The organism is Pseudarthrobacter sp. 10T415, from assembly GCF_056394175.1.
Genome location: NZ_JBFTHJ010000013.1, coordinates 16307 through 32467, shown reverse-complemented (window position 1 = coordinate 32467; position 16161 = coordinate 16307). Strand labels below are relative to the sequence as shown.

Here is a 16161-nt window from a genome sequence, read left to right as displayed (position 1 = left end):
AGTTAACTGCGGCCGCGCCCGGCCCCGTCCTCCACGTCCGGGCTGCCGGCGGCAATCCCCAGTGCGGCGGCATCGTCCCACGTATCCACATCTGCCGTGTAAGCGGCCGGAACGGCGACAAGCTGCACGTCCAGACTAGCAAGGAGTGACCGGACTGATCCGTTGACCAACCGGCCGTTCGAGGCCAATTCCCGGGCGGACTTTTTTAGCATGTCTGTGCTATAAAGTCCGGCCAGCGGCTGCATCCTCCCTGCGCCGTGTTCATCCTCGGTACAGGCCATGTAAGTCCCCGCTCCCTGCCCCATGGACAACTCATCCAGAAGGGCACGCACAGCCCCGGAGACCAATGGCATGTCACAGGCCAGGACGAGGGTGTGCGGAGCACCCGCCCCCGCCCGGTCCAGGACGTCCAGTCCGGTGGCAATAGCCGCTGCGGGCCCGGCGAACTCCGGCTCTTCGCGGCACGTGAGCACTCCGGGGGGCAACGGGCCGGGGTCCGGACCGACAATTACGGTGGCCCGGGCTCCTTCAGCTGCCGCAAGGACGCGTTCCAGAAGGGTGGTTCCGCGAAACAGCAGTCCCTGTTTCGGGACTCCTCCCAGCCGCGAGGACCGGCCTCCCGCCAGGATGAGGGCATCAAAGGCCGGCACGTCGTCTTGCATGGTTCAAGCGTAGCCAGTGCCGGGCGCCGTCATGACAGTCCAGGCACTCAATAGGTGAGGCGGCCACCACAGCCCAGGCCCGGCGGCCAGCGCAGGCAACACCGCCAGGACCACCAGCCCGTCAGCGCAGGTCGACCGGGCAGCCCAGGTCAATTAGTCGGCCCGCGTCAGGCAGTCAGCGAAGGTCAGGCTGCCCGCTCCGGCAGGAGGAACGGGTCCCACGCCGGCGTGGGCTTTTCCAATTCCTTGATCTGCCAGATGGTGCCGTGCGGAGGCGCTGGCTCGAACCGCAGCTTCCAGCCCATCTCGGCGGGTGTGTGGTCGCCTTTGACGTTGTTGCAGCGCAGGCAGGCAGCCACCAGGTTCTCCCAGGTGTCCGCCCCTCCGCGGGACTTGGGGTGCACATGGTCGATCGTGTGCGCCGCTTTTCCGCAGTACGCACACTTGTGCCCATCCCGCCTCAGGACGCCGCGCCGGCTGACGGCGGTGGCATGGTTGTATCTGGGCCGGATGTAACGGTTGAGGAGAATCACGGAGGGGCGGCCCAGGATTTCCTGCGGACCCACCACGGGATCATCGCCCTCCGCTACCACGCTTGCCTTGCCCGTGAGCACAAGCACCAGCGCCCGGCGGAAAGTAATAACCGCCAGCGGTTCATATCCAGCATTCAGAACGAGAGTGCGCATGCACGTACCTCTTCACGGCCGCACCCGTCAGGGGCACGAGGGCCGGCTGCCCTCGGCATGTCCGGGCTATGGATCGACACCACAAGAGTAAACAAAGAAATGCAGGATCAGCTAATCACGGCACACAAGTATCGTCAGGGAAGGGCGTCCGGAGCGCACCGCCCGTTAACGGCAAAGGACCCCTGCCGCGTGGGCAGGGGTCCTTTTATCCGAAGGGCGGCCGTACCGGCCCTGTCGGGGGGAATCAGTTGACGCGGATGAAGACCGGTCCGGAACCGACGTTTGCGCTGAAGACCACGGTCTGGTTGCCGTTGTAGCCGCCGTGCACTGCCTGGCCGTTGCCGGCGTAAACAGCGATGTGGGCCATGCCGGCGCCGCCGTCGGCGTAGTAGATCAGGTCGCCGGGCTGGGCCTCGGCAGCGCTCACGGTGCGGCCCAGGGAGAGGTAGCCAGCGGGCCAGTCGTGGAAGTTGATGCCCACGGCAGCCAGCGAGTTGGTGACGAGCATGGTGCAGTCCTGGTTGACGCCGAGCTGGGCGTACGCTGCGGACAGGATTGCTGCGCCCTTGCCGCTGGCAGATGCCTGGGGAGCAGATGCGGGCTGCGCCGTGACGGTAGCGGTGACCTTCGGCGCTGCAGCGGTCTGCGTTGCGGGTGTCTGGGCAGCCGGAGCGGCTTCCTGGACCTCAACCTCGGGCTCTGCCTCAACCACCGGAGCCGGGCTGGTACTGACGGCCGGCTTCTCGAAGGAGATGTTGATGGTGGAAGCCGCGGAGATCGGGGCTTCCACAGCTGTTCCAACTTCAAAAGCGGATGCAGGAGCGGAGTCGCGCTGGACGTTGGTGTCAGCTGCGTTTGCGGCGATGCCGCTGGTCAGGACCAGGCCCGAGGCTGCGGCGATAACCGCTGCCTGGCGCCCAACGCCGCCGGCGTTGCCGCCAACAGCCTTGGCGATAATGGCGATTGAGTTGGTCTTGGTGACTTCGGCGCGATGCCGTGCGGTAGCACGAGTCGTCATCAGTTCTCTCTTTCGTTATCCCCGGGCCTGTAGGCAACACGGGGGTTTTGGACGCGCCGGCATCTTGGGGGTACGTCGGCGCGTCCCGAACGGGGATGTGTGATTTAGCGAAAAGCGGGGGCAAAGAAAAAGTTTCTGGGGCCTGGGGCCCCAGAAACTAGTTCATGGTGTAGAACGAGGAGGTTCCCGTGGCGGCAACCGCGTGAAGAAGGGTGCCCTGGGACGGGTTGAGCGCGCTGATCATCATGCCGTTGCCGACGTAGATGCCAACGTGTGCGCCGCCGTTCTGCATGACGAGATCGCCAGGCTGGGGGGTGGAGGTGGGCTTCATGGCGTTCCAGGCATTGACGCGCGGGATGCTGATGCCGGCCTGGGCGTAGACCCACTGGGTGAATCCGGAGCAGTCCCAGCCGTTGGGGCTGGTGCCGCCCCACACGTACGGGTGGCCAATGCCGGTGTACGCGATGGCCGCGATGCCCGAGGTGGCAGCGGAGGAAACTGTTTCCGCGAGCTTCTCGGAAGCAGCTTCGGTTGAGCCAGCGGCTGCGGTGACGGCGTTGCCGGCATCCCGTGCTGCTGACGCAGTGGACTGGGTGAGTACCGGCTCCGGCTTCGGAGCAGCAGTGGTCTTGATGACCGGGCGCTCGAAGGAAACAGTGGCGGTAGGTGCCGCGGTGACAGCCAGGGCGGTCTGGGCCGAACCCGACTCGGTGGATGCCGAGACGCCCGCGGTGGTGTCCGCGACGGCCGGCAGGCCCATAGCCAGGACGAGGCCGGAAGCGGCTGCAACTACTGCAGCCTGGCGACCCACTGTCCCGGCATTGGCACTTACAGCCTTGGACACGGCGCCCAAAGGGTTGGTACGAACCGTTTGCGCACGGTGGCGCGCAGCATTATGGCGTGAAGACACGAAGGTAGCCTCTCCCAATGCCTGCGAGGTGAGCTGTCGGATTCGGATGGGAGTCACCCGGCCACACGGCTTCCAAGGAAGCTTTCGTGACTTAACCCCAAGGCCTTCGAAACAAGAAGGCCAAAATTGGTTCCCCCGCCCCTGCCAGACGATGAAATGCGAACGGACCTTGAGCGGTGGCAGAGTTAGGCAATCCACTCAAGAGCGTCAACTTCGGAAAAGTTGACGCGATTTAGACGGTACAGCAGTTTTGTTTGAATGTCACATTCAGGTCACGGCGGGTCACGGCCATTCGAGAGTCCACCATCATTTGGCTAGAGCCAGCCGGTGGGGTCGACGACCTCACCGTTGACCTGGACTTCAAAGTGGAGGTGGCAGCCCGTGGAGGCGCCGGTGGTCCCGCTGAGGGCAATGACGTCGCCCCGGGAGACGGTTTGGCCCTCCTTCACGTTGAACGACGACAGGTGGTTGTAGGTGGTCTCCAGGCCGTTGCCGTGGTCCACCACCACCCTGTTGCCGCCGCCGTACTGGTGCCAGCCCACAAAAGTCACGGTTCCGGTGGCGGCAGCCATCACGGAGGTACCGCACTGGGCAACATAGTCCTGCCCGCGGTGAAAGTCGCCGGTGCCGCCGGTGATGGGGCTGACGCGGTAGCCGAACGGCGACGCCGTGGTCATGGTGGCCAGCGGGGCCCCCAGGGTACCGGCGGATGCAGCCCGGGAGACCGATCCTGCGGACTGGGCGCTGAGCAGCTGCTTGAGCTTGCCGTCAGGGTCCGCCTGGGTGACCACGGCGGAGCGGCTGAAGTCGATCTGGGCGCCTGCTTCCGCGGAAATCGCGGGCTGTGGCGTCACAGATGAGGCGGCAACGGCACCGGTTCCGCTGGCGTCAGTTGCCATGACGGGACTGGTCACGGGGACGGTAACGGTAAGCACCAGGCCGGTGGCGGCAAGCGCGATGCCGGCCTTCTGGCCGATACCGCTGGCCGAGGCGAATTCCGTTATCTGGCGGAACGGACCCCGACGGCGGCGCGCGTCACGGTGGAGATCGCGGGGGCGCGAGGTCTCGGCAGCCTGGACGGCTTCGACAGCACGCGGCGTAGCAGCGGGGCCCGCCGCGCGGCGGCGGCCCCGGGGGGTCTGCATGGTCAAGAAGGGTTCCTCTCTGGATAGCCTGCGAAGTTAGCTGTCGGATTCGGGTCAGAGAGTTCACAGACCCGGTCCGCCGTAAGCAAGCTGCGGCACAGAGAAATCCCCGGAAGGTTCCTTCACTGGAAGAGGCTTGCTGCTGACGGACTTCACCCCAAGGCAGTCCCCCGCTGCCAGTTGTGGTTCCCCCGCCTCTGCCAGTTATGACTTGGTGCTCCTGATCCGCTGGCAGAGCTCGGCTCCAGATCAGGTAACGCTTAAGTATCAACGCTTTCGTTCAACTATAGGGGCTTAAGTCCCTTAGTAACAATTCCGTTATTTTTGCGTGATCCAGCTCCCACGGGGTAAAAGCAGGGCTTTTACGGTGTCAGTTGACGGCTACGAATACGTGGGCAGCCACTTCGGGAGGCAGTTCCAGGGCGCCTTCAATGCCCGGAACACGGACCGAAATGTAGTCCCCCACACGCTCCAGCGATACCGCCGCTCCGGGGCGGATGCCGCCTTCGTCGAGCTGGGACAGGAGTTCGGGTTCCACCTGGATGGGTTCAGCCAACCGGCTGATGGTCACGGCAGAGGCGGTGCCGTACGTCTTCATGGCCTCAAGAAGGCTGATCGCACCGTCGGACAAGGACAGGTCCGGGTGGCCACCCAGTGCGGCCAGTCCGGGAATCGGGTTTCCGTAGGGCGATTCGGTGGGGTGGTTGAGCAGTTCGTAGATCCGGCGCTCAACGCGCTCACTCATCACATGCTCCCAGCGGCACGCTTCGTCGTGGACGTAGGCCCAGTCCAGGCCGATGACATCAGCCAGGAGCCGTTCCGCAAGGCGGTGCTTGCGCATGACCTCCGTGGCACGTTTGCGGCCCACCTCGGTGAGCTCCAGGTGTCGGTCGCCGGACACCACCACCAGGCCGTCACGCTCCATCCGGCCGATGGTCTGGGACACGGTAGGGCCCGAGTGGCGCAACCGCTCTGCAATACGGGCCCTCAGGGCAACGATGTTCTCTTCCTCCAGCTCCAGGATGGTCCGAAGGTACATCTCCGTAGTGTCGATCAGATCCGTCATCCAGCTCAGCTCCTCGAGCGCAATACCCTGCGTTGTTCCGCGTTGTCCCACACGGCCCGCCGCCATGCGGCGCGACATAGTCCGGAGCCAAGCTTAGCCTATTTTGACTTTGTCCTAATAGTTGCAGGCTCCAGGTTCCCGTGTCTCAATGTTTGGACTTTAGCGGCTCCGGCTCCCGCGCCTACGCCTGTTCAGGCAGAATGGGAAAGGCCTGTATTGCAGTCACTGCCGACTGTCGGGCGGCGTTATCCGCCCGACCGGCTAAAGCCACCTCCCCGCCGACATTGGAGCACCCGTGAGCGAAACCAGCATCACTATTCCCGCCGACCTCCTGCCCCGGGACGGACGGTTCGGAGCCGGGCCATCCAAGGTCAGGCAGGAACAGATCGATGCGCTCTCTGCGGCGTCGAAGACCATCCTGGGCACGTCCCACCGGCAGGCCCCCGTCAAGAACCTCGTGGGCTCGGTCCGCGAGGGCCTCAGCCAGTTCTTCCGCGCGCCCGAGGGTTACGAGGTTGTCCTCGGCGTCGGCGGCTCCACAGCGTTCTGGGATGTTGCCTCCTTCGGCCTCGTGGAGAAGAAGGCCCAGCACCTGTCCTTTGGTGAGTTCGGGTCGAAGTTCGCCGCAGCCACCAATAAGGCACCTTTCCTGGATGCGTCCTCCATCATTACGTCGGACCCGGGCACCCGCCCGGCAGCCCGGGCCGAGGCCGGCGTCGACGTTTACGCGTGGCCGCAGAACGAAACCTCCACCGGCGTCGCCGCTCCGGTAAAGCGCGTAGCGGATGCCGATGAGGGCGCACTGGTACTGGTCGATGCGACCTCCGCCGCCGGCGGCCTGGACGTCGATGTGGCCGAGAGCGATGTCTACTACTTCGCCCCGCAGAAGAACTTCGCCTCCGACGGCGGCCTGTGGCTTGGCCTGTTCTCCCCCGCCGCCCTCGAACGCGCAGCACGGATCAAAGCCGGCGACCGCTGGATCCCGGATTTCCTGGACCTGCAGACCGCCATCGACAACTCGAAGCTGAACCAGACCTACAACACCCCGTCGCTGTCCACGCTGGTAACGCTGGACGCGCAGGTGCAGTGGTTGAACTCCAACGGCGGCCTGGACTTCGCAGCGGGACGCACCGCCGACTCCGCCGGCCGCATCTACACCTGGGCCGAGGCATCTGAGTACGCGACGCCGTTCGTCATCAACCCGGACGAGCGCTCGAACGTCATTGCCACCATCGACTTCGACGACTCTGTGGATGCCGCCGCGGTAGCCAAGGTCCTGCGCGCCAACGGCATCGTGGACACGGAGCCTTACCGCAAGCTGGGCCGCAACCAGCTGCGTATCGCCACCTTCGTTGCCATCGACCCCGAGGACGTTTCAGCCCTGCTGGCCAGCATTGACTACGTGGTGGGCGAGCTGCGCAAGTAACTCCCGCCGTCGGCAAGGCCCGGCGACAGAACATACGACGGCGCCGCCCGGGTTTACCCCGGACGGCGCCGTTTGCTGTTGGTTGGTTCGATGGGACCACCATGAGGGGGCTGGCTAGCCCTCCCCGTCATCTGCCTGGGCAGCGTCCGGGGACCCGGCCTGCTGCACAGGCTCTGCCTTTTCAGTCTCCGGTTCGGCTTCGGATTCTCCGGCAGCCTGGGCGTCGGGAACCGCGCGCTCCTGCTCGTGCTCCTCTTCCCGGGCGTCCTCGGGCCGCACCCGCTCAGCCCACGGCACCCATTCCGGGGCCAGGATCGAATCCTCCGAGGGCAGCAGGCCCAGTTCGTTGACCGTCACCAGCTTGGAGCGGGAGTTGCGGGTGATGACGGCGTACCACTGCCAGCCCGAGTACCCGGGCAGCCTGGATTCGAACAGGTGCGTCACCAGGCGGTCGCCTTCGCTTTTGGCAGCCAGGTGTGGACCGATGTCCGACGCCGAGGTGATTCCCTCGAGGGCAGTCCTGGCAACGTCGACGGCGGCGGCCAGGAACGCGTCCGGCTTCCCTGTCCGCCACACCGGCACGCCGGCCTTGCGTTGGGGGGCCGCCTTCACGGCCGCGGCGGCGCGGGAGACGGCAGTGCGCTCAGAGGCAGCTGCCTGGGGCATATCGGCTGTCTCCTGTTCCGAGGCCTGCATTCCTGCGTCGGGCTGTTCAGCTTCCGGATTCATTGCTGCCTAAACGTCCAGCTCGTCGGCAACCTTACGCAGGGCGGCGGCAATGGCCTTGCCCTTGTTGCCGTCCGGGTACTTGCCGTTGGACAGGGTGCCCGAAAGATTGTCGAGGACAGTCACCAGGTCCTGGACCAGGGGGGCAAGGTCGCGGGCGCTGGGCCGTTTGGCCTTGGCGATAGAGGGAGTCTTGTCGAGGACGCGCAGGCCCAGGGCCTGGGCACCCTTGCGGCCGTCGGCCACGCCGAACTCCACGCGGGTGCCGGCCTTGAGTTCCGTTACGCCCTCGGGCAGCGACGATTTGGGCAGGAAGACCTCCTGGCCGTCCTCTCCCGCGAGGAACCCGAAGCCTTTGTCCTTGTCATACCACTTGACCTTGCCGGTAGGCATTGAATCAACCTTCTTCGTTCTGCTGTTGTGAGACACGGCCGGCCGCCACCGCATCCGCACCGGTTGTGCGGGTTTAAGGTATGGCAGCTGCGTACCGTGTTGGTCTTTATCCTTCAAGGTTAGCCTGCCCCGCGCCCGAATCCCGCTTCATGCCGCCCCGGACGCCGGGGTTCACGCGCGCTGCCGGAGGGGCGGTAGCGTTACGTCCATGACACCCTCGCGCTACCGGCGGCCCATCATGATTGCCGCCGCCGTCATTGCCGTGCTCTCGCTGGCCGCCGTGGCGGCGGTCATGGCCCTTGCCTTTGCCGGGTCAGTGGCTCCCGCGTGGGTAACCTACACGGCGCTGTACGGCTTGCCCGCCGCATTCGTCCTGATGCTTTTCCTGGTGCTCGACGGCGTTGCAGGGCGGCGCCGGGCAGGAAAACCTGACCAGCGGTAACGTTGGACTGATGTCCCTCATTCGCGCGCTCAGCAAGGACCTGGCAGCCCGCAGCGACGACTCGCTGCGGGAGCTGTTCGCCGCGCGGCCGGACCTGCTCTCCCCCGCCGTGCCTGACTTCCCTGCCCTGGCGGCGCGGGCCAGCTCGCGGGTGAGCGTCCAACGCGCCCTGGAGCGGCTCAACAGGCCACAGATGCAGGTGCTTGAAACCCTCCACCTGTGCACCAACACCGATACCGGGCACAGCGCCAGCGCACCCGCGCTGCACAAGATGATTGCAGGCTCCTCGGTGCCCATCCTGGAACGGATCCTGGACCGCCTGCAGGAACTTGCCCTGGTGCACCGGGCCGATCCACCACACGGAACGCCCGCCGGCAACCGCCAACGCTGCTACCTCCCCGTGGGCTGCCTCAAGGACGTGGTGGGAATCTATCCCGCGGGGCTGGGCCGCAGCTACACGGAACTTGTCCGGCTCCAGCCGGCGTTCGCCCAACGGGCGGTTCAGCTTGTGTCCGAACTGCACCGGAGCGGCGTCGAGATCCAGGATGCCACCACCCCGATGGAGGCGGCGCTGGCCCTGCAGCACTGGACGTCCTCGCCGGAAGCCGTGCAGGACATCCTCGCCCTTGCCCCGGAGCGGACGACGGCGCTGCTCGCCAGGTTCCGGAACTGGGCCATGGGTGCCGTCCCCCAGGCACAACGCAAGGCGTCCGTCACCACCGAGGGCGCCGACGTCGGGCCCATCGACTGGCTGCTGGCCCGGGGGCTGCTGGTTCCGCTGGACGCCGCCCATGTGGAACTGCCCCACAGCGTAGGGCTGTCCCTGCGGGGCGGCGCCATCATCAACGACTTCACCCTGACACCGCCGGTGCCGGAGCTCGGCACCACCACCGCGGCCCTCCGGCGGAATGCTGCCCTGAGTGCCATTTCGGACACCCTGCGGCTGGTGGGCGAACTGCTGCACGCCGTCCAGCGCCAGCCCTTGGCCACGCTGCGCAGCGGTGGTGTAGGGGTCCGTGAGACGCGGCGGCTCGGTGAGCTGCTGCGGATCAGCCAGCCGCAGGTTGGACTGCTGCTGGAGCTCTGCGGCCTTGCGGGGCTGATCCGCCTGGACGTCGATTCGTCGTCCTGGGTGCTGCCACCGCAGCTTGAGTGGCTGGCGCTGCCCCGGCAGGAGCAATGGCAGTGGCTGGTCAATGCCTGGCTGTCCAGCGAACGCGTACCGTCGCTGGTGGGCCAGCCGGTCAACGGAACCTCCGGAGTTCCGGCCGCGCACCGGTCGGCTGCCGGCGGGGCCATTGTCCCGTTGTCTGCGGAAGCGCAGCGGCCCGACGCCCCCGTCATCCGCAAACGCATCCTGGAGATACTGCTGGAGCTGACCACCGAGGCGGCGTCCGCTGACGGCGCCGCGCCGGTGCTGGACGCGGCGGCGGTCCTCCAGCGCGCCGAGTGGGCGCAGCCCCGGATGGCGCGGCGCTTCAGCTCCCTGATCCGCGGCGTCCTCGCCGAGGCCGAGATGCTCGGCCTGGTGGGCTCCGGGGCCCTGACCCAGCTGGGAGCCGCCTTCGCCGGTGACAACCCGGACGAGGCGATGACACTCCTGGGCCAGCACCTGCCGGCCGCCCTGAACCACGTGCTGCTCCAGGCCGACCTGACGGCAGTGGCACCTGGTTACCTGGCACCCGACCTGGCTGAAAAGCTCCTGGCCATGGCCGACGCCGAGGGCCAGGGACCAGCCACGATCTACCGGTTCTCCGAGGCCTCCGTCCGGCGCGCACTGGACGCCGGGTATGACGCCGGCCGCCTGCTGCAGTTCCTGCGCGACCACTCCGCCACCGCGGTGCCGCAGCCGCTGGAATACCTCATCCAGGACACCGCCACCCGCCATGGGCAGCTTCGGGTGGGGACCTCCGCCAGTTTCATCCAGAGCGATGACGAGGAAGCGCTGCAGGAACTCATCTCCGGGCCACGGGCAGCCGCGCTCGGCCTGGTCCGGCTCGCTCCCACCGTCCTGGCGTCGTCCCTGCCGCCGCGCGAAACAGTGCAGATCCTGCGCGGCCTTGGCCTCTCGCCGTCGGTGGATGGCGTGGAGGACTCCGCAGTCCGGCTCCGGCGCGGACCGGTCCCGCAGGAAAGCCCGCGGCCCGTGTACACGGCGCCCCGCCTTGCACCGGCGGCCGACGATGTGGACGCCCAGCTTGCCGTACTGCGCCAGGAGGACGGCTCTCCTGGCCGCCACGGTGCGGCTGGCCATGAGGCGGAAGCGGCAACCCAGCTGGGGCTGGAGGCGCTGCAGCGCGCCATCCGGCTCAAGCAACGGATCAGCATGAACGTGGTGGACAGCCTGGGGAATGCCACCCTGGAAACCGTTGTTCCGCTTTCAGTAAGCGGCGGACGCGTCCGTGTTTTCGACCCCGCCAAGGACACGGAGCGGGTCCTGTCCATCCACCGGATCATCGATATCGAGGCTGCAGAGGAACTGCACCAGTAAAGGACTGTCCTGCGTGAACGACGGACCCCTGATTGTCCAGAGTGACAAAACCATCCTGCTCGAAGTGGACCACGAGCTCGCCACCGAGGCCCGGCATGCCATCGCCCCGTTCGCGGAGCTGGAGCGGGCACCCGAGCACATGCACAGCTACCGGCTCACGCCGCTGGGGCTGTGGAATGCCCGCGCGGCCGGGCTGGACGCCGAAAGGGTCCTGGACGCGCTGCTGAAGTATTCCCGCTTTCCCGTACCGCATTCGCTCCTGATCGATATCGAGGAGACGATGTCGAGGTACGGGCGCCTGCGCCTGGAGAAGGATCCCCAGCACGGGCTGGTGATGCGCACAGACGACTACCCGGTGCTGGAGGAAGTCATCCGGGCCAAGAAGATCCAGCCGCTCCTTGGGCCGCGGATCGACGGCGAGACAGTGGTGGTCCACGCATCGCAGCGGGGCCAGCTGAAGCAGCTCCTGCTGAAGATCGGCTGGCCGGCTGAGGACCTGGCCGGGTACGTTGACGGCACCCCACACCTCATCGCACTGAACGAGGATGGCTGGCAGTTGCGCCCCTACCAGCGGCTGGCCAGCGAAAACTTCTGGTCGGGCGGCAGCGGCGTGGTGGTGCTCCCCTGCGGTGCCGGTAAGACGCTGGTGGGCGCCGCGGCCATGGCCACCGGATCCACCACCACGCTGATCCTGGTGACCAACACGGTGGCCGCGCGGCAGTGGAAGGACGAACTGCTGAAGCGCACGTCCCTCACAGAGGATGAAATCGGCGAATACTCCGGCGCGCTGAAGGAAGTGCGCCCCGTAACCATTGCCACCTACCAGGTCCTGACCACCAAACGCGGTGGCCTGTACCCTCATCTGGAACTGGTGGATGGCCACGACTGGGGCCTGATCATCTATGACGAGGTGCACCTCTTGCCGGCTCCCATCTTCCGGATGACCGCGGACCTCCAGGCGCGCCGCCGCCTGGGCCTGACCGCCACCCTGGTCCGTGAGGACGGGCGCGAGGGCGAGGTCTTCAGCCTGATCGGGCCGAAACGGTACGACGCACCGTGGAAGGACATCGAGTCCCAGGGCTACATCGCACCGGCGGACTGTGTTGAGGTACGGGTGGACCTGCCGAAGGACGAACGGGTTGCCTACGCCATGGCCGACGACGCGGACAAATACCGGCTGTGTTCCACCTCCGAGTCCAAGTCCCTGGTGGTGGAACAGCTGGTGGCACGGCACGCCGGCGAGCAGCTGCTGGTGATTGGCCAGTACATTGACCAGCTCGACGACCTCGGCGAGCGCCTGCAGGCACCCGTCATCAAGGGGGACACTTCGGTCAAGGTGCGGCAGCGGCTCTTTGATGCTTTCCGTGCCGGGGAGATCCAGACGCTCGTGGTATCCAAGGTAGCCAACTTTTCCATCGACCTGCCGGAGGCATCGGTGGCCATCCAGGTGTCCGGTTCGTTCGGGTCCCGCCAGGAGGAGGCACAGCGGCTCGGCAGGCTGCTGCGGCCAAAGAAGGACGGGCGGGCGGCCCGCTTCTATTCTCTGGTGGCCCGCGACACGCTGGACCAGGAGTTCGCAGCCAAGCGGCAGCGGTTCCTGGCCGAGCAGGGGTATGCCTACCGGATCATGGACGCCAAGGACGTGGACCAGCCCGGGTAGGTCTGACGTGCCGGGCCCACGCGGCCGGGTGCACACTGGAAGCATGCGGCAGAGCAAACGTCCATCGCTTCCCACCCAGCCCGTGGTTCCCGGTCCCGGCCAGGAATCCGTGTGGGATTATCCGCGCCCGCCGCGGGTCGAACCCGGCTCCGGTCGGATCCGGATCTTCCTGGGCGGAGAACTGATCCTCGACACCACGGACTGGCTCAGGGTCCTGGAAACCAGCCATCCGCCCGTCTACTACCTTCCGCGCGCGGCGTTCCTTCCCGGCGCCCTGGAGCCCGCCCCGGGAACCAGCTGGTGCGAGTTCAAGGGCCAGGCCGAGTACTTCACCGTTCGCGGCGGCGGACGGTCCGCAGAGCGGGCCGCCTGGTCCTACCCTCAGCCCCTCCCCGGCTACGCGGAACTGGCAGGCCGGGTGGCTGTCTATGCGGGGCCGATGGACCGCTGCGAGGTGGACGGCGAAGTTGCCCGCCCCCAGGCCGGGGGCTTTTACGGCGGCTGGGTCACCGACAACGTGGTGGGGCCGTTCAAGGGTGAGCCCGGCACGCTGGGATGGTGAGTCCGGCTGCCCTGGCACACGCCTACATGCCAAGCGCGTCCAGCCGTCCCAGGATGAAGCGGACCATGTCCAGCCGCCCGGCCACCACGTCCTCCAGCCCGGGGCGTGGCGCCCCCAGCTGGTCCAACGGCAGTGCGGACAGGCCGGTGAACACGGCCATGGCGGCGGCGTGGCCGCGGGCGACGGCCGTAGCATCGGGTTCGGTTCCGGCCTCAGCCATTCCATTGCAGTAGGCGTCCACGCACAGCGGCGCCAACCGGACAAGGTCGCTGCCCGGCATGTCGCCGTCGTTGACCCGCCCGGCCAGGAGCTGCGCCAGGTCGAATCCGGCCGGGCCCCTGCCGAAGCTTCCCCAGTCGATGAGGATGAACGCTTCGTCCCCGCCGTTGGATGCGCCGGCCAGCAGGTTCTGTGGGCTGGCGTCGCCGTGCATGGGGAATTGGGCAGGGCCACGAGCACGTTTACCAGGTCCGGGGCCCTCCCTGCCAGGCTACGCAGCCCGCTGATGACCGCGGGGTCCGCAGCGCCGGCCACCACCGGGTGCCGCCACACGTCGTCGTCCATGATCGCCGGGATAAGCAGCTGCGTTCCGACGCCCTCGAGGAAGAACTCCAGGCGCCGCGATGTCGTGGCATCCGGCACTGCCGTGACGCACGCATCCACGTCCGGGCTGCCCGCGAGGCCGCCCAGGACAAAGGCCGCCTCCGCAAACTGCTGGTCGCTCCACCCCTGGGCACCGTCGTCGTCCACGTCCTCCAGCCAGATGAGGATCCGCTGCGCATCCAGCTCGGTGATCCGGAATGCCTCGGGCATCCGGGCGTTGAAGGGCAATGCTGTGCTGACCCCGGCGGCGTATGCCTGCGCTTCAGTGCGCCACGGGTAGCGCTCCGCCAGTTGCCCGCGGAACTCCGGAGGTACAGCCTGGATGCCGGGCCACAACAGTGGCGACTGGGTGAGCTTTGCAATAACGCTGAAGGGTACGGGTTCCGCTGCGTTGGCTGGTCCGGCCTGCTGTGCCGTTCCCTGGATCCGCCAGAGCCCGCCCGTGGTCATGTTGGCCCCGGGCTGGATGATGCTGTGTGCCTGGGCCCGGATGACCACCATGCCGCGCCGGCCCAGGGCAGCGTCCACCACTGCCGGCAGGTCCTGGCGCAGCAGGGAGGGGACGGCCAGCTCCGCCGCGTCAATCACCGGCTAAGAGCCGGCCGGGGGAACCACGACGGCGGGTGAGCCCTCGTTGAGCGGGTTGGCGGTGGCGGAGGGAGCCACTACCCCGAATTCGTAGCCCTGGGCACGCAGCGCGTCAATGGTGGTTGCGAGGTATGTCCACTGTGAAGCCGGGCAGGCCAGGACGTCTTCGGCATCATGGAGCAGGATGATCGCCCCGGGTGCTGCCTCATCCATGACGAACTTCTGGACTCCGGCAGCCCCCGGGCACTCAAAGTCACCGGGCTGGCCGATGTGCCAACGCCAGAGGATCCCGCCGCTCATGCCGATGGTCCGCAGGTAATTCGCTGCGTACGGGGTGCTGTTGCCGAACGGGAACCGCATGAGGCGGGGCGTCTCACCTGTCACGGCCCGGATGGCCGCATTCGTGCTGTCTATCTGCTGCTTTTGGTCCGCCTGGCTGATCTCGAGGAAATCGGCGTGGTTCCACGAGTGGTTGCCGATGACGTGCCCCTCGGCCTTGATCCGCCGCACGAGGTCAGGGTACAGCTGCGCGTTGGCCCCCTGCAGGAAGAACGTTGCCTTCACGTTCTTCGCCTTCAGGACGTCCAGGACGTAAGCCGTGCGCTGTGGCGACGGCCCGTCGTCGAACGTCAGTCCAACCAGGGGTTCGTCGGCTGCCTGCGCGGCCTGCGTGGGGCCGCCCGCCAGCAGGGCGATGACAAGGGCTCCTGCGCCCAGGGCCATGGTGGCAAATTTGCTCTTCATCGTGCTGATCCTCCCTTGCCCAAGGCTGCCCGCAACCTTCCTAGATGAGCACCATACGGCGGCGTTTAAGGCACTGTAAACAGCCCCCGGTGACACGTGGGGAACGCCCGCGCGGACGGGTAGGAGGCAGCGGGGCGGGCCATAAAAGAGGGGGAAGCCGGCGGCTGGGAGGGGGCACTCCACCCTTGTGGGCCCGCGCGGCAGGTGGGAGCATTTCCCGCCTCTTTCGGGCACCGGAGGATTCCGCCTGCAGCCGCGCCGATGATACGCAACGTTCTTCCATGGAACATCCAGACAACTCCCAGAGACTGGGAGCATGATGGGAACATGAACAAGAACGGCCCCGAAGCGAAGCTCCTCGTTGTTGACGATGAACCCAACATCCGTGAGCTGCTGTCCACATCACTGAGGTTCGCCGGCTTCGAAGTAGTGTCCGCGGCCAACGGCCGCGACGCCCTGGCAGCCGCCGACGCCCACGCGCCGGACCTGGCTGTCCTCGACGTCATGCTTCCGGACATGGACGGGTTCACCGTCACCCGCCGGCTGCGTGCCTCGGGCAAGCACTTCCCGGTCCTGTTCCTCACCGCCAAGGACGACACCGAAGACAAAGTCACCGGGCTTACCGTGGGCGGGGACGACTACGTCACCAAGCCGTTCAGCCTCGACGAGGTGGTGGCGCGCATCCGCGCCGTGCTCCGCCGCACGCAGCCGCTCCTCGACGACGACGCCGTCATCCGGGTGGGCGACCTCGAGCTCGACGACGACGCCCACGAAGTGCGCCGCGGCGGCACCGTCATTGAACTCTCCCCCACCGAGTTCAAGCTGCTCCGCTACCTGATGCTGAACCCCAACCGTGTGCTGTCCAAGTCGCAGATCCTGGACCACGTCTGGGAGTACGACTTCAACGGCGACGCCTCCATCGTGGAGTCCTACATTTCCTACCTGCGCCGCAAGGTGGACATCGATCCCGAGGCCCCTGCCCTGATCCAGACCAAACGCGGCGTGGGCTACGTGCTCCGGACGGCCGAAAAGCGCTGAC

At 66.8% G+C, this 16161-nt stretch carries 17 protein-coding genes and 2 riboswitches; of the genes, 7 read left to right on the top strand and 10 right to left on the bottom strand.

Annotated elements, in window-relative coordinates; translation table 11 throughout:
- Nucleotides 1-2: 2 nt before the first annotated feature.
- The 6 genes from mobA to AC1DBN_RS15725 form a co-directional block, all read right to left on the bottom strand.
- The gene (mobA, locus tag AC1DBN_RS15750; RefSeq protein WP_477723607.1) at nt 3-662 is read right to left on the bottom strand and encodes a molybdenum cofactor guanylyltransferase; all 660 of its coding nucleotides are present in this window, start codon (nt 660-662) and stop codon (nt 3-5) included.
- Nucleotides 663-847: 185 nt separating this feature from the next.
- Nucleotides 848-1348, bottom strand: a complete 501-nt coding sequence (locus AC1DBN_RS15745; protein ID WP_091718444.1) for an HNH endonuclease — start codon at nt 1346-1348, stop codon at nt 848-850.
- Nucleotides 1349-1592: 244 nt separating this feature from the next.
- Nucleotides 1593-2366 (bottom strand): NlpC/P60 family protein, encoded by a 774-nt coding sequence (locus tag AC1DBN_RS15740; RefSeq protein WP_091718442.1) that lies wholly within the window; start codon nt 2364-2366, stop codon nt 1593-1595.
- Nucleotides 2367-2523: 157 nt separating this feature from the next.
- Entirely contained in the window at nt 2524-3210 is a 687-nt protein-coding gene (locus tag AC1DBN_RS15735) for a C40 family peptidase (RefSeq protein ID WP_314215477.1), read from the bottom strand.
- A 70-nt stretch (nt 3211-3280) separates the two neighbouring features.
- Nucleotides 3281-3462: riboswitch (cyclic di-AMP (ydaO/yuaA leader) on the bottom strand.
- Nucleotides 3463-3590: 128 nt separating this feature from the next.
- Complete coding sequence (locus tag AC1DBN_RS15730; RefSeq protein ID WP_091723851.1) at nt 3591-4421, bottom strand: M23 family metallopeptidase; 831 nt, start codon at nt 4419-4421, stop codon at nt 3591-3593.
- 10 nt (nt 4422-4431) lie between these two features.
- Nucleotides 4432-4650, bottom strand: a riboswitch (cyclic di-AMP (ydaO/yuaA leader).
- Nucleotides 4651-4791: 141 nt separating this feature from the next.
- Entirely contained in the window at nt 4792-5487 is a 696-nt protein-coding gene (locus AC1DBN_RS15725) for an iron-dependent transcriptional repressor DtxR (RefSeq protein WP_314215479.1), read from the bottom strand.
- Between the two features lie 295 nt (nt 5488-5782).
- Between AC1DBN_RS15725 and serC the strand changes: the two genes are divergently transcribed.
- On the top strand, nt 5783-6913 hold the full coding sequence (serC, locus tag AC1DBN_RS15720; protein WP_091718437.1) for a phosphoserine transaminase: 1131 nt from the start codon (nt 5783-5785) through the stop codon (nt 6911-6913).
- Between the two features lie 114 nt (nt 6914-7027).
- Here the strand turns inward: serC and AC1DBN_RS15715 are convergent, their stop codons facing one another.
- A complete protein-coding gene (locus AC1DBN_RS15715) occupies nt 7028-7642 on the bottom strand; it encodes a DUF3027 domain-containing protein (protein WP_390896698.1) in 615 nt (204 codons plus the stop codon).
- Between the two features lie 6 nt (nt 7643-7648).
- Nucleotides 7649-8032, bottom strand: coding sequence for a cold-shock protein (locus AC1DBN_RS15710; protein WP_015936126.1), 384 nt, complete (start codon nt 8030-8032; stop codon nt 7649-7651).
- 208 nt (nt 8033-8240) lie between these two features.
- On the opposite strand from AC1DBN_RS15710, the gene AC1DBN_RS15705 reads away from it, so the two are divergent.
- The 4 genes from AC1DBN_RS15705 to AC1DBN_RS15690 are packed head-to-tail and all read left to right on the top strand — an operon-like array spanning nt 8241 to nt 13187.
- Entirely contained in the window at nt 8241-8474 is a 234-nt protein-coding gene (locus AC1DBN_RS15705; RefSeq protein ID WP_091718434.1) for a hypothetical protein, read from the top strand.
- Nucleotides 8475-8484: 10 nt separating this feature from the next.
- Nucleotides 8485-10965 carry a helicase-associated domain-containing protein gene (locus AC1DBN_RS15700; protein WP_477723606.1) on the top strand — a complete coding sequence of 827 codons (2481 nt, stop codon included), beginning with the start codon at nt 8485-8487 and terminating at the stop codon, nt 10963-10965.
- A 13-nt stretch (nt 10966-10978) separates the two neighbouring features.
- Nucleotides 10979-12625: a DNA repair helicase XPB gene (locus AC1DBN_RS15695; protein ID WP_477723605.1), complete on the top strand. Its 1647-nt coding sequence runs from the start codon at nt 10979-10981 to the stop codon at nt 12623-12625.
- Between the two features lie 43 nt (nt 12626-12668).
- The gene (locus AC1DBN_RS15690) at nt 12669-13187 is read left to right on the top strand and encodes a DUF427 domain-containing protein (RefSeq protein WP_314215486.1); all 519 of its coding nucleotides are present in this window, start codon (nt 12669-12671) and stop codon (nt 13185-13187) included.
- Between the two features lie 22 nt (nt 13188-13209).
- On the opposite strand, the gene AC1DBN_RS15685 is transcribed toward AC1DBN_RS15690, so the two are convergent.
- Complete coding sequence (locus AC1DBN_RS15685) at nt 13210-13620, bottom strand: phosphotransferase (RefSeq protein ID WP_477723604.1); 411 nt, start codon at nt 13618-13620, stop codon at nt 13210-13212.
- 107 nt (nt 13621-13727) lie between these two features.
- Here AC1DBN_RS15685 and AC1DBN_RS15680 point away from each other — a divergent pair, with 107 nt between their 5' ends.
- On the top strand, nt 13728-14417 hold the full coding sequence (locus AC1DBN_RS15680) for a hypothetical protein (protein WP_477723603.1): 690 nt from the start codon (nt 13728-13730) through the stop codon (nt 14415-14417).
- On the opposite strand, the gene AC1DBN_RS15675 is transcribed toward AC1DBN_RS15680, so the two are convergent.
- A complete protein-coding gene (locus tag AC1DBN_RS15675; protein ID WP_477723602.1) occupies nt 14382-15122 on the bottom strand; it encodes a polysaccharide deacetylase family protein in 741 nt (246 codons plus the stop codon). The two genes, AC1DBN_RS15680 and AC1DBN_RS15675, sit on opposite strands and share 36 nt — an antisense overlap.
- Nucleotides 15123-15449: 327 nt before the next feature.
- On the opposite strand from AC1DBN_RS15675, the gene AC1DBN_RS15670 reads away from it, so the two are divergent.
- Entirely contained in the window at nt 15450-16160 is a 711-nt protein-coding gene (locus AC1DBN_RS15670; protein WP_056083743.1) for a response regulator transcription factor, read from the top strand.
- Nucleotide 16161 lies beyond the last annotated feature (1 nt).

Excerpts from the sequence above, each read along its gene's own strand:
- AC1DBN_RS15670 (WP_056083743.1), top strand. The coding sequence starts at position 15,450 with ATGAACAAGAACGGCCCCGAAGCGAAGCTCCTCGTTGTTGACGATGAA.
- AC1DBN_RS15700 (WP_477723606.1), top strand. The coding sequence starts at position 8,485 with ATGTCCCTCATTCGCGCGCTCAGCAAGGACCTGGCAGCCCGCAGCGAC.
- AC1DBN_RS15745 (WP_091718444.1), bottom strand. The coding sequence starts at position 1,348 with ATGCGCACTCTCGTTCTGAATGCTGGATATGAACCGCTGGCGGTTATT.
- AC1DBN_RS15725 (WP_314215479.1), bottom strand. The coding sequence starts at position 5,487 with ATGACGGATCTGATCGACACTACGGAGATGTACCTTCGGACCATCCTG.
- mobA (WP_477723607.1), bottom strand. The coding sequence starts at position 662 with ATGCAAGACGACGTGCCGGCCTTTGATGCCCTCATCCTGGCGGGAGGC.
- AC1DBN_RS15685 (WP_477723604.1), bottom strand. The coding sequence starts at position 13,620 with ATGCACGGCGACGCCAGCCCACAGAACCTGCTGGCCGGCGCATCCAAC.
- AC1DBN_RS15730 (WP_091723851.1), bottom strand. The coding sequence starts at position 4,421 with ATGCAGACCCCCCGGGGCCGCCGCCGCGCGGCGGGCCCCGCTGCTACG.
- AC1DBN_RS15740 (WP_091718442.1), bottom strand. The coding sequence starts at position 2,366 with ATGACGACTCGTGCTACCGCACGGCATCGCGCCGAAGTCACCAAGACC.
- AC1DBN_RS15715 (WP_390896698.1), bottom strand. The coding sequence starts at position 7,642 with ATGAATCCGGAAGCTGAACAGCCCGACGCAGGAATGCAGGCCTCGGAA.
- AC1DBN_RS15710 (WP_015936126.1), bottom strand. The coding sequence starts at position 8,032 with ATGCCTACCGGCAAGGTCAAGTGGTATGACAAGGACAAAGGCTTCGGG.
- AC1DBN_RS15675 (WP_477723602.1), bottom strand. The coding sequence starts at position 15,122 with ATGAAGAGCAAATTTGCCACCATGGCCCTGGGCGCAGGAGCCCTTGTC.
- AC1DBN_RS15705 (WP_091718434.1), top strand. The coding sequence starts at position 8,241 with ATGACACCCTCGCGCTACCGGCGGCCCATCATGATTGCCGCCGCCGTC.
- AC1DBN_RS15690 (WP_314215486.1), top strand. The coding sequence starts at position 12,669 with ATGCGGCAGAGCAAACGTCCATCGCTTCCCACCCAGCCCGTGGTTCCC.